At 72.3% G+C, this 11,269-nt stretch carries 12 protein-coding genes; 3 read left to right on the top strand and 9 right to left on the bottom strand.

From position 1 onward, the window contains the following. Positions 1–17: 17 nt before the first annotated feature. Both CA983_RS32355 and CA983_RS32360 read left to right on the top strand, forming a co-directional pair. Positions 18–512: a phosphatase domain-containing protein gene (locus CA983_RS32355; RefSeq protein WP_086604367.1), complete on the top strand. Its 495-nt coding sequence runs from the start codon at positions 18–20 to the stop codon at positions 510–512. 133 nt (positions 513–645) lie between these two features. Then, complete coding sequence (locus tag CA983_RS32360; protein WP_086604358.1) at positions 646–891, top strand: hypothetical protein; 246 nt, start codon at positions 646–648, stop codon at positions 889–891. Between the two features lie 33 nt (positions 892–924). Here CA983_RS32360 and CA983_RS32365 read toward each other — a convergent pair whose 3' ends face one another. From CA983_RS32365 to CA983_RS32395, 7 genes are all read right to left on the bottom strand, one after another. Next, positions 925–1,140 (bottom strand): dodecin, encoded by a 216-nt coding sequence (locus CA983_RS32365; RefSeq protein WP_059418351.1) that lies wholly within the window; start codon positions 1,138–1,140, stop codon positions 925–927. A gap of 117 nt (positions 1,141–1,257) precedes the next feature. Further along, positions 1,258–2,220 (bottom strand): L-histidine N(alpha)-methyltransferase, encoded by a 963-nt coding sequence (egtD, locus tag CA983_RS32370; protein ID WP_086604359.1) that lies wholly within the window; start codon positions 2,218–2,220, stop codon positions 1,258–1,260. Continuing rightward, positions 2,217–3,008, bottom strand: a complete 792-nt coding sequence (gene egtC / locus CA983_RS32375; protein ID WP_086604360.1) for an ergothioneine biosynthesis protein EgtC — start codon at positions 3,006–3,008, stop codon at positions 2,217–2,219. The genes egtD and egtC overlap by 4 nt, the downstream gene beginning before the upstream one ends. After that, a complete protein-coding gene (egtB, locus tag CA983_RS32380; protein WP_086604361.1) occupies positions 3,008–4,345 on the bottom strand; it encodes an ergothioneine biosynthesis protein EgtB in 1,338 nt (445 codons plus the stop codon). Before egtB ends, egtC begins: the two co-directional genes overlap by 1 nt. Continuing rightward, positions 4,342–5,655, bottom strand: coding sequence for an ergothioneine biosynthesis glutamate--cysteine ligase EgtA (egtA, locus tag CA983_RS32385; protein ID WP_086604362.1), 1,314 nt, complete (start codon positions 5,653–5,655; stop codon positions 4,342–4,344). Before egtA ends, egtB begins: the two co-directional genes overlap by 4 nt. Positions 5,656–5,956: 301 nt before the next feature. Next, positions 5,957–6,403, bottom strand: a complete 447-nt coding sequence (locus CA983_RS32390) for a type II toxin-antitoxin system PemK/MazF family toxin (RefSeq protein ID WP_086604363.1) — start codon at positions 6,401–6,403, stop codon at positions 5,957–5,959. A 72-nt stretch (positions 6,404–6,475) separates the two neighbouring features. After that, positions 6,476–7,900 (bottom strand): amidase, encoded by a 1,425-nt coding sequence (locus CA983_RS32395; protein WP_086604364.1) that lies wholly within the window; start codon positions 7,898–7,900, stop codon positions 6,476–6,478. A 288-nt stretch (positions 7,901–8,188) separates the two neighbouring features. Here CA983_RS32395 and CA983_RS32400 point away from each other — a divergent pair, with 288 nt between their 5' ends. After that, positions 8,189–9,529 carry a glycoside hydrolase family 43 protein gene (locus CA983_RS32400; RefSeq protein ID WP_425276490.1) on the top strand — a complete coding sequence of 447 codons (1,341 nt, stop codon included), beginning with the start codon at positions 8,189–8,191 and terminating at the stop codon, positions 9,527–9,529. Positions 9,530–9,651: 122 nt separating this feature from the next. Here the strand turns inward: CA983_RS32400 and CA983_RS32405 are convergent, their stop codons facing one another. Both CA983_RS32405 and CA983_RS32410 read right to left on the bottom strand, forming a co-directional pair. Continuing rightward, the gene (locus tag CA983_RS32405) at positions 9,652–10,413 is read right to left on the bottom strand and encodes a ZIP family metal transporter (RefSeq protein ID WP_086604366.1); all 762 of its coding nucleotides are present in this window, start codon (positions 10,411–10,413) and stop codon (positions 9,652–9,654) included. Positions 10,414–10,654: 241 nt separating this feature from the next. Further along, a partial coding sequence (locus CA983_RS32410) for a DNA-directed RNA polymerase subunit alpha (protein WP_143645606.1) occupies positions 10,655–11,269 on the bottom strand: 615 nt, incomplete at its 5' end.

Genomic DNA, 11,269 nt, shown 5'->3' on the forward strand with positions numbered 1-11,269 from the left:
GGCCTAGGGTGGGCAGCGTGAATGACGACCGCAGCAAGGCCCCGCTGGCCGTGTTCGATCTGGACAACACCCTCGCCGACACCGCGCACCGGCAGCGGTTCCTGGAGCGCAGGCCGCGGGACTGGGACGGCTTCTTCTCGGCGGCGCCGCAGGACCCGCCGCTCCCGGAGGGCATCGCGCTGGTCAAGGAGAGCGCGCGGGAGTGCGAGATCGTCTACCTCACCGGGCGGCCCGAGCGCTGCCGGCGCGACACGCTCGACTGGCTCGCCGCGCAGGAGCTGCCCGAGGGGCGGGTGTACATGCGGCGCGACGCCGATCGCCGGCCCGCCCGGTTCACCAAGCTGGAGATCCTGAAACGGCTCGCCCGCACGCGCGAGGTCCGCGTCCTCGTGGACGACGACGAACTGGTCTGCGAGGACGCCCGGCGGGCGGGCTTCACCGTCGTAGGGGCCGACTGGGCGGCCAGGTCCGCCGAGCTGAAGGTGGCGCAGGAGCGGGAAGGGCGCACCTGAGAGCACGAGTTGGCGGAGTGTTTACCTCCGGTGGGTATCTCCTTGCCCAGGAACCGAGACGCACCGGCGCACTCGTGCCCGGACAGCGGACAGCGGACAGCGGACAGCGGATAGCGGACATACGGGGGATGCCATGAAGGGACGTCGCAGGGGCGCGTTCGCGGCAGCGGCGCTCGTCGGCGCGGTGCTGCTCACCGGCTGCGCGGAGCCCGACCGGAGCGAGATCGTCACCTGGACCGACGAACACGGCCGGGCCTGCACGGGCGTGGCGATCGTCGACTCCGAGGACGGCGACCGGGAGGTGAGCAGCATCGACTGCGACTACCCGCCGGAGGGCGAGCGGCCGGGCCGTTCCACCTCGGCACCCCTGCCTGGCTGAGTCGGCCGTTCGGAGGATGCCGGACTGCTCGGACTACTCCGACTCCTCCAGGCGGAAGCCCACCTTCAGCCCCACCTGCCAGTGCGCGATCTGCCCGTTCTCGAGCTGTCCGCGCACCTGGGTCACCTCGAACCAGTCCAGGTTGCGCAGGGTCGCCGATGCCCGGCCGATGCCGTTGCGGATGGCCTGGTCGACGCCGTCGGGGGAGGTGCCGACGATCTCCGTGACCCGGTAGGTGTGGTTCGACATGCCGCTGCTCCTCTTCCAGTGACGGGTGTGTCACGCGTCACTCCACCGTGCCCCACGCGGCGGCGAAGCGCGAGACATCGTCCGCCGCCTTCACCGCCGCCGTGGGACTCGCCGGTGTCAGCGCGCCACGCTCAGCGACAGCGCGAACCGGCCCGCCTCGTCCGTCCACCAGTGGGCCAGGTCCAGCCCGGCCGCGGACAGTTCGGTGCGCACGCCCTCCTGCCGGAACTTCGCCGACACCTCGGTGCGCAGCTCCTCGCCCGCTGCGAAGTCGACGGCGAGGCCGAGCGCCGGCACCTTCACCGTCTGCGCCGTACGGGAGCGCAGCCGCATCTCGATCCACTCGTGCTCGGCGTCCCACAGGGCCACGTGGTCGAACGCGGCGGGCTCGAAGTCGGCGCCGAGCTCACGGTTGATCACGGTGAGCACATTCTTGTTGAACGCGGCCGTCACCCCGGCCGCGTCGTCATACGCCCGGACCAGCACCTCCTCGTCCTTGACCAGGTCCGTGCCCAGCAGCAGGGCGTCGCCCGGGGCGAGCAGGGCACGCACGGACGCCAGGAACGCGGCGCGCTCGGCGGGCAGCAGGTTGCCGATCGTGCCGCCGAGGAACGCCACCAGCCGGGGCCCCGGCGTGTCCGGCAGCGTCAGCTCCGCCGTGAAGTCGGCGATCAGCGCGTGCACGTCCAGCCCGGGCCGCTCGTCCGCGAGCGCCTGCCCGGCCTGGGTGAGGGCGCTCTCGCTGACGTCGACCGGGACGTAGGTGTGCAGCCCGGTGAGGGCGTCGAGCAGGTGCCGCGTCTTCTCGGAGGACCCGGAGCCGAGCTCCACCAAGGTGCGGGCCCGGGTCGCCTCGGCGATCTCGCCGGAGCGTGCCACGAGGATCTCCCGTTCGGCGCGCGTCGGGTAGTACTCGGGCAGTTCGGTGATCTTCTCGAAGAGGTCGCTGCCGTGCGCGTCGTAGAACCACTTCGGCGGCAGCGTCTTGGGACGGCCGGTCAGACCGCGGTGGACGTCGGCGCGCAGGGCGGCGTCCGTGGCGTCCTCGGGCAGCGTGCGGGTGAGGCGGAACGGGCTCACGTACGGGGCTCCTCGGGGAGTGCGGGCACGAAGGCGTCGGTCGGCTCCTTGAGCGGCGTGAGCAGCACGTCCGTGCGGCTGGCCGCGAGCAGGGTGCGGTCGGGCACCTCCTGCCAGTGCGGATCGTCGTCGTAGGGCTCGGAGGCCACGACGGCGCCGCCGCCGGGCCGGGTGAGGTACCAGAGGGTGTCGCCCCAGGCGGTCGCGGTGATGGTGTCGCCGTCGGTGAGCAGGAGGTTGAGCCGGGAACCGGGGGCCGCGGCGGCGACCTCCAGGACCGTGTCGGCCAGTGCCTGGCCCTGCTCGTCGCCGCGCCTCAGCCGGGCCAGGACCAGGGCCCACACGAGCGCCGAGTCGTTGCGGGCCTCCAGGGACAGCAGGTCTTCCGGCGGCAGGGTGCGGGACATCGGCGCGAGCGAGCCGGGCCAGCCCTTGACCGCCCCGTTGTGGCTGAACAGCCAGGTCCCCGCGGCGAACGGCGCCGCCGCGGCCTCCGCGTCCGCGCCCGACAGCGTCGCGTCCCGTACCGCGGCGAGCAGTGCGGTGGACCGTACGACGCGGGCGAGATCGGCGAACGACAGGTCCGCCCAGACCGGCCCGGCCCGGCGGTAGCGGGCCGGCACCGGATCGCCCTCGGCGTACCAGCCGACGCCGAAACCGTCGGCGTTGACCGTCCCGTACCGCTGCCGCCGGGGCGCCCAGGACTGCCGGTACAGGCCGTGTGGGGGCTCCACGAGCAGCCGGCCGAGCGGCTCCGGCGGTCCCACGTACGCCACATGACGGCACATCAGACGTCCTCCGAGCGGGCCGTGCGGAACCCGGAGAAGATCTGCCGCCGGATCGGGTAGTCCCAGTTGCGGAACGTGCCCCGGCAGGCCACCGCGTCCACGGCGAACGAACCGCCGCGCAGCACCTTGTGGTCGGACCCGAAGAAGACCTCCGAGTACTCCTTGTACGGGAACGCCCTGAACCCCGGATACGGCAGGAAGTCGCTCGCCGTCCATTCCCACACGTCGCCGATCAACTGCCGTACGCCGAGCGGCGACTCACCGGCCGGGTAGCTTCCGGCGGGCGCCGGACGCAGATGCCTCTGGCCGAGGTTGGCGTGCTCCGGGCCGGGGTCGGCGTCGCCCCACGGGTAGCGCATGGAGCGGTCGCCGGCCGGGTCGTACCGGGCCGCCTTCTCCCACTCGGCCTCCGTGGGCAGCCGGCGCCCCGCCCAGCGGGCGTAGGCGTCGGCCTCGTACCAGCACACGTGCAGCACCGGCTCCTCCGGCGGTACGACCTCGGTGACGCCGAAGCGCCGCCGCAGCCACTGCCTGCCGTCCCGCCGCCAGAACAGCGGAGCCGAGATGGAGTTCCGGCGGATGTGGGCCCAGCCGTCCACCGTCCACCAGCGCGGGTCGTCGTAGCCGCCGTCATCGATGAACGCCTGGTACGCGCCGTTCGTCACCGGCGCGGTGTCGATGTAAAACGGCGCAACCTCCCTGCGGTGCGCGGGGCGTTCGTTGTCCAGGGCCCATGGCTCGCCGGAGGTGCCCATCGTGAACGGGCCGCCCGGGACGAGGACTTCGGACGGGCCGGTGAACAGCGGCGCCGGCTCCGGGTCGGGCGCGGTCAGGGCTTGCGGGCCCCGGCGGAGCTGATGGGTGATCAGCATGGTCTCGTCGTGCTGCTGTTCGTGCTGCGCGATCATCCCGAAGGCGAACCCGGCCTCCGTCAGCCGCGTCCCGTGGAACGCGGCCTTCTCCAGCACGTCCAGCGCGCGGCCCCGCACATCGGCCGCGTACGCGCGTGCCTCGGCGGGCGACAGCAGGGGCAGCTTCGGCCGCTCGGCCCGCGGGTGCTCGAACGCGTCGTAGAGGCCGTCGATCTCGGGCCGTATCGCCTCGTGCCCGGCGACGGCCCGCAGCAGCCACTGCTCCTCCTGGTTGCCGATGTGCGCCAGGTCCCACACCAGCGGCGACATCAGCGGCGAGTGCTGCGCGGTCAGGTCGGGGTCCTCGACACAGCTCGTCAGCAGGGTGGTGCGGTCGCGGGCGACGACCAGCGAGGCGACCGCGCGCTCGCGAAGTGCCTCCGGGTCGGCGGTATGGGTGTCGACAGCGGGGCTGGTGTCGGTCATGGGCGCAGGTCCTTCCCGTGGGCGCGACCGTCCGTGCCGCGCTGTCGGTCGAGCAGGTCGTCGGCGGGGCAGCGGCCCCGGACGACGTAGTGGTCCAGGTAGGCCGCGACGGCGTCCGTCACCTCGGGCGCGGCGCCGAGCCGGGGCAGGGCGTCCAGCGCGGCCGTGAAGCAGGTGACGGCCACCTCGCGCAGCTCGGGGTCGGCCAGCCCGCTGCGGGCCGCGTCGAGCCACAGCGGGTTGTGCGGCGCGGGCAGCCCCAGCGTCCGCTCGGCCAGCGGCTTCACGGCCCGGTAGGCGGTCTCCGTGACCTCCGGGTCGTCGAACAGCGCCGCCACCACGGCCAGCGGCACGATCCAGCCGTCGTCGCCGGGCTGCGCGTCGATCATGCGCAGTTCGAGGTGGCCACGCGGCCTGACCGGCGGGAACAGCGTCGTGACGTGGTAGTCCAGATCCTCACGCGTGGGCGGCCGGGGGACGCCCCTGCGGGTCCACTCCCGGAAGGTGAGGCCCTCCGGGACGTCCCAGGGCCCGCCGTCGCGCCGTACGCACATCACGGGCGAGTCCAGCACGTGCCGGGACCAGGCGCCGCGCGGGTCGGCGTCCAGCGGCGGTCCGCCCGCCCGGCCGGGGCCGATCCGGGTCCACACCAGCTGCCGGGTGGACAGCCAGCCGGTCGGCCGGTGACCGGCGAGCGGGGAGTTGGCGAACGCGGCGACCAGGACCGGGCCCAGATGATGGGCCAGCCACCAGCGCCGCACATGGCCGAGGGGCCCCGGCTCCTCGTGGCCGGCGTCCACGCACACCTGCACGGACGCCGAGGTGCACATCATGGCGCGACCGGAGGGACCGGTGCGGTCGAAGCAGGTCTCCATGGCGTCGTAGCGCGGTTCGCGCAGGAACCGGCGGGGTTCGTGCCAGGGATCGTGGCCGAGGCCGACCAGCGTGAGGTCGTTCTCGCGCAGGACCGCGCGGACGGCGTCGAGGTCGGCGGAGACGGTGGCGATGACTTCCGTCAGCGAGTCGGCGGGGGGCGAGCTCAGCTCCAGCTGGCCGCCGGGCTCCACGGTGAGCGCCGACCTCAGGGACAGGGGCCGTAGTGCGGCGTAGGCCGCGTCGAGTCGTTCGGGTGTGACGGGGAGCTGCGGTGCGCGCAGCTCGTGGACGAGCCATTCCACCTCGACACCGAGGCGGCGCGGCGGGCCGGTCTTGAAGCAGATGCCGCGGACCAGGGCCTCGACCTCGGCTTCGGACAGGGCGGGGTGCGGCTCGGTACAGCCACCCGCCGGTGCGGTAGACGCATCGGACATGTCGGGATCCTCCTGAGATTCCACCATGCCACCGGTCCGGGCTCTTCGGCGGCCCGGGCCGGGATCACCCATCCACCCAAGTCCCTCGCGTCGCTCGGCACAAGGGGGCGAACCGGGGCGTTCCGGGGCCGTCATCCGGGGCGGCCGGGCGTTTCCCGGGGTTTTCCCTGGTGTTCTCCCGCGGCGAAAACTCCGTTGCACCGTACGGTGGGGCCGTGGTACTGCAGGGGCGCGGGGCCCCTTTGAGGAGGCCTCGCGGGACCCCTTTGAGAAGGCCTCGCGGGACCCCTTCGGGAGGGCTTCAGCTCCAGCCGTAGCGCTCCCGCAGCCGGTGCCTGACGAGGTTGAACCGCATGCGGTCCAGGGCGCAGGCCTCCCGGCGCATGCCGTCCTCGTGCAGACGCAGGACCCGGTCCACGTCGACCCACGAGTCGCGGCCCGACCGGTCCCACGGACCGCTGCCGATCGGCACCCACTCGCGATGGCCGTCGTGCCGCTTGCTGGACAACTGCACGGCGAGGAACGTCCCGGCCGGCTCGCGGGCGACCACGAGCACCGGGCGGTCCTTGCCGCGGCCGTCGTTCTCCTCGAAGGGCACCCACGTCCAGACGATCTCGCCGGGGTCGGGGTCGCCGTCGTGCGCGGGCGAGTACTCGGTGCGCACCCGGCCCACCTCGCGCGGATCGGCCTGGACGGTGGCGGAGGGGTTGGAGCGGCCCGGGACGTTCTCATCGGTAAACGCGGTCACGGGGGCACCCTAGAGGCTGCCCCCAGGAGCCCGATCACCGAGGCATCCGCCCTGCGGGACCGGTACGGCCGCTCAGGCGGCAGCGGAACGCTCCGTGACCGGCGGCGCCGGCCACTTCTCGTGCCAGCGCAGCTCCGCCTCCAACTGCGCGGCCACCTGCACCAGAAGCGGTTCGCTGTTCGCCGGGCCGAGCAACTGGGCCCCGACGGGCAGACCGTCCGCCGTGAAACCGGCGGGCACGTTGACGCCCGGCCAGCCCAGCACGTTCCACGGCCAGGCGTACGGGCAGGCGGCGATCATCGCCCGGTCGGTGGCGAAACCGCTGAGTTCCAGCAGGGCGCCGATCCGGGGCGGGGGAGCGGCGGTGGTGGGCGCGAGGACGACGTCGTACGAGGTGAAGAACCCGCCGATACGGCCGTGCAGGACGGTCTCCGCCCGCCTGGCCGCCCGCAGCGGTGCTCCGCCGAGCAGCCGGCCCAGCCGGGCCGAGCCCCGGGTGCGCCGGTCCAGCAGCGCCGGGAAGGGCGCCTCGGCCACCCGCTCGGCGATCCCGGCCGTCGCGCGCGGCACGAAGGTCAGCCCGATCTGCCCGTACGGCGGGTCCGCCTCCTCGACCGTGTGCCCCAAGGCGGCGAGCCGTTCGGCGAGTTCCACCACCCGGGCCCGGACCTCCGGCAGGAGGCGGGCGGGCACCGCCGTGAACGGCGGCTTGAGGGCGAGCGCGATGCGCAGCCGCCCGGGATCGCGGCCGACGGCAGCCGAGGCGTCCACGGCCGGGGGCTTGTGCGGGTCCTGCGCGTGGTTGCCGCTCGCCGCGTCCAGCAGCAGGGCCGCGTCGGCGACCGTACGGGCCAGGGTGCCGTTGACGGTGATGCCCTGGAAGGACTCGCCGCGCGGCCAGGTGGAGACGCGGCCGCGCTGCGGCTTGATGCCGACCAGATGGGTCCACGCGGCCGGGATCCGCACCGACCCGGCGCCGTCCGAGCCGAGCGCCGCGGGTACCAGACCGGCGGCGACCGCGGCGGCCGAGCCGCCCGAGGAGCCACCGGGCGTATGGGCCGTGCTCCACGGATTGCGGGTCGCGCCGAAGGCCGGCCCCTCGGTGAAGGGCCACTGCCCGAACTCGCAGGTGTTGGTCTTGCCGACGATCACGGCTCCGGCCGCGCGCAGCCGCCGTACCGCCTCGCCGTCCTCGGCGACCGGCGGGAACTCCCCGCAGCAGCCGAAGGCGGTCGGCTCGCCGGCCACGTCCATATCGTCCTTCACCGCCACGGGCACGCCCAGCAGCGGCTTGCTCACGCCCGCGGCCAGCTCCCGGTCGGCGGCCTCGGCCTCGGCGAGCGCCGCCTCGGCCCGGACGAGCCGGAAGGCGTTGATGCCGCCCTGCGCCGCCTCGATCCGCGCCAGCGTCCGCTCGACCAGCGCCCGGGACGTCACGTCCCCGGCGGCCAGCGCACGGGCGGTCTCCGCCAGGCCTGCGGTTCGGTCGAGCGTCATACGGACACCTCCGGAAGCGACTCCTCTACCGAACGGTAACGTCCGATGGCCGGTGGCGGAACGCCGACGACAGGAGTGCAACTCCACCTACGGCCACATCTTCCTCACTGGGCTCATCAGCGCTTGTTCAAACCATTGACGCGTCCCTGCCCCGCCCTTATTTTCTGAGCCCCCACTTCTGATCGAGTTCCCGAACTTTGTTCGGTATATCGACCCCTTGTGTCTCAGGGAGAGCCGCCCGTGACCTCACACCCCGCCGCCCCGTCCCGCCGCACGCTGCTGCGCGCCATGGCCGCCCTGCCCGCCTCGGCGCTGCTGCTGGGCGAGGCGCCCGGACTGCTCGGCAGCGCCCTGGCCGCCGCACCGCCGAACGGCTCCGCCACCCGGTACACGATCGTGCCGTTCCTCAACAGCGACGACGGCACGGTCAACGTCTACCAGTCGGACGACGCCACCGACTTCCGGCTGCTGCGCTCCTCCGCGTACACGCCACCGGCGGGCCGCATCCGCGACGCGAGCGTCATCAGACACACCGACGGTTACTACTACGTCACCTACACCACGCGCACCTGGCAGGACACGACCAGGACCATCGGCTTCGCCCGCAGCTCCGACCGTGTCAACTGGACGTTCCTGTACGACTACACCGTCCCCGTCGCCAACCTCTCCCGCGCCTGGGCACCCGAGTGGTTCGTCGACAGCGACGGCAGCGTCAACGTCATCGTCTCCTGCTCCACCACGAACGACGAGTGGATCTTCACGCCGTACCTGCTCAGGGCCACGAACTCAGCCCTGACCGCCTGGAGTTCACCGGTGGCGCTCGCGGGCATCGGCGCCAACCACATCGACACGTTCATCGTGAAGATCGGCTCGACATACCACGCCTTCCCGAAGAACGAGACGACGAAGTACATCGAGTACGCCACCGCCTCCAACCTCACCGGCCCGTACACGATCCGCAGGACGGGGGACTGGGCGGGCTGGGGCAGCTACCGCGAGGGCCCGGCGCTGGTGCGGCTCGACAACGGCGGCTGGCGCATCTTCTTCGACGGCTACGGCGACGGCAACTACTACTACTCCGACAGCTACGACACCTTCACCACCTGGACGGCACCGGCCGCGCTGCCCGGGATCTCCGGCACGGCACGGCACTTCACGGTCGTCAAGGAGACGGTCTCCGGCGGTCCGAGCCTGCCTCGGAACACCACCCGCTCCTTCCGGTCCGGCAACTACTCGACCCGCTACTGGCAGCAGCAGTCCTCGCTGCTCAACCTGCCCGTGGTCAGCGGCTCCAGCACCACCGCCGAGAAGCAGGCAGCCACCTTCACGGTCGTCGCCGGCCTGGCCGACGGCAGCGGCTACTCCTTCCGCGACGCGGCCGGCAACTACCTTCGGCACTGGGACTTCCGCGCCCGCTTCGACCCGAACGACGGCACGAGCACGTTCGCCAAGGACGCCACGTTCATCCTCCGGACCGGCACCGCATCGGGCTCCGTCCGCTTCGAGTCGTACAACTACCCCGGTTACTACCTGCGCCACTACGCCTACCAGCTCCGCGTGGAACGCCCGAACGGAACGGAGTTGTTCCGGCAGGACAGTTCGTTCGTACCGGTGGCTGCCTGGGGCTGATCTGCACCCCTGCACTGGGCGCGTGGGGGGCTTGTCGCTGTCGCCCCCCACGCAGAGGCTGCCCCGACGCAGAACTCGTTGCCCTCCGGGTCGGCCATCAGGACATGGGCCAACCGCAGCGATCAGGTGTGGGAGAGGGCGAAGGACACGAGGAAGCCGCTGACGGTGATCAGTCCAATGGCCAGGTGGGCGTCGTCGAACGCTTCGGGGATCATCGTGTCGGCGATCATGGCGAGGATCGCCCCGGCCGCCACTGCGGTCACCGCCGCGATCACGGTGGGGGAGAAGGAACCGACCACCGTGTAACCGAGGACGGCCGACACCGTGCTGGCCGCGGCGATCGCCGCCCAGACGCCGAAGACGTACCCCTTGGTCCGGCCGGCCTTCTTCATCCCCGCCGAACTGGACAGCCCCTCGGGAACGTTGCTGATGAACACCGCAGCCACGGTCACGAGGCTGACGGCGCCGCCGTGGAGCAGGCTGACGCCGATAACTGCGGACTCCGGCACACCGTCGAGCAGGGCGCCGAGCGCGAGCGCCGTCCCGGACCCGCCCTGCTCGGCCTCCGACGGCTGTGCCTCCGCCTGATCGCGGCCGGAGCGCTTGCGGTGGCGCGCGCCCCGGCGGGCCAGCCACACGTTGCCCCCGGTGTAGGCCAGGGCGCCGACGAGGGTGCCGACGGCCGCGGGAGCAAGCCCCGCCTGCTCGTACGCCTCCCCGACCAGTTCGAAGGACACCGCTGAGATCAGCACCCCGGCCCCGAAGGCCATGACGATCGCGATGACCTTCTGCGGCACCCGCAGCCCGTATCCCAGCGCGGCACCGAGCAGCAGCGCCGAGCCCGCCACCAGCCCCCACAGTCCAGCCTGTACGACTTCAGCCATGCGGACCCGTCTACCCGCCAATGATGTGGATCAACGGGCCGGACCCGCGTAGCAAGGGGAAACGGCACAGGGCGGACCCCCTGACGCTGGTCCGGCAGACCGTCTGCCAGGTACTGCCCGGCCTTCATCCTGGCCCGTCCGTGGGCAAGCGGGATGAGGTCGAGGAACTCGCCCCGCTCCTGGCCCTGCGGCAGACGGACCTGCACGGAGCAGAGTCTCTAGGGTCGGCGCAGCGCGGTGTTCAGTATTGCTCGGTCTCCACGAACCCTTCGTCCGAATCGTTGTTCGCGCCGTGGGCGTGTGCGTCGACGGCGGCGGCCGGGTCGAACCCGGGCGGACTGTCCTTGAGCGCGAGGCCCATGCCGGCCAGCTTCGCCTTGACCTCGTCGATCGACTTCGCACCGAAGTTGCGGATGTCGAGCAGGTCGGCCTCGGAACGCGCCACGAGCTCACCCACGGAGTGGACGCCCTCGCGCTTGAGGCAGTTGTACGACCGGACGGTGAGGTCGAGGTCCTCGATCGGCAGTACCAGGTCGGCGGCGAGGGCGGCGTCCGTCGGGGACGGACCCATGTCGATGCCCTCGGCGTCGATGTTGAGCTCGCGGGCCAGACCGAACAGCTCGACCAGGGTCTTACCGGCCGACGCCATGGCGTCACGCGGACGCATGGCCTGCTTGGTCTCGACGTCGACGATCAGCTTGTCGAAGTCGGTGCGCTGCTCGACACGCGTGGCCTCGACCTTGTACGTGACCTTGAGCACCGGCGAGTAGATCGAGTCGACCGGGATCCGGCCGATCTCCTGGCCGACCTGCTTGTTCTGCACGGCGGAGACGTAACCGCGGCCACGCTCGACCGT

It is taken from the genome of Streptomyces swartbergensis (assembly GCF_002148965.1).
Lineage (GTDB): Bacteria > Actinomycetota > Actinomycetes > Streptomycetales > Streptomycetaceae > Streptomyces > Streptomyces swartbergensis.

What these genes read in the sequence shown, in the direction of transcription:
- CA983_RS32395 (WP_086604364.1), bottom strand. Translation starts at nt 7,900, where the DNA reads ATGACGCTCGACCGAACCGCAGGCCTGGCGGAGACCGCCCGTGCGCTG.
- CA983_RS32400 (WP_425276490.1), top strand. Translation starts at nt 8,189, where the DNA reads ATGGCCGCCCTGCCCGCCTCGGCGCTGCTGCTGGGCGAGGCGCCCGGA.
- egtC (WP_086604360.1), bottom strand. Translation starts at nt 3,008, where the DNA reads ATGTGCCGTCATGTGGCGTACGTGGGACCGCCGGAGCCGCTCGGCCGG.
- CA983_RS32365 (WP_059418351.1), bottom strand. Translation starts at nt 1,140, where the DNA reads ATGTCGAACCACACCTACCGGGTCACGGAGATCGTCGGCACCTCCCCC.
- CA983_RS32360 (WP_086604358.1), top strand. Translation starts at nt 646, where the DNA reads ATGAAGGGACGTCGCAGGGGCGCGTTCGCGGCAGCGGCGCTCGTCGGC.
- egtA (WP_086604362.1), bottom strand. Translation starts at nt 5,655, where the DNA reads ATGTCCGATGCGTCTACCGCACCGGCGGGTGGCTGTACCGAGCCGCAC.
- egtB (WP_086604361.1), bottom strand. Translation starts at nt 4,345, where the DNA reads ATGACCGACACCAGCCCCGCTGTCGACACCCATACCGCCGACCCGGAG.
- CA983_RS32405 (WP_086604366.1), bottom strand. Translation starts at nt 10,413, where the DNA reads ATGGCTGAAGTCGTACAGGCTGGACTGTGGGGGCTGGTGGCGGGCTCG.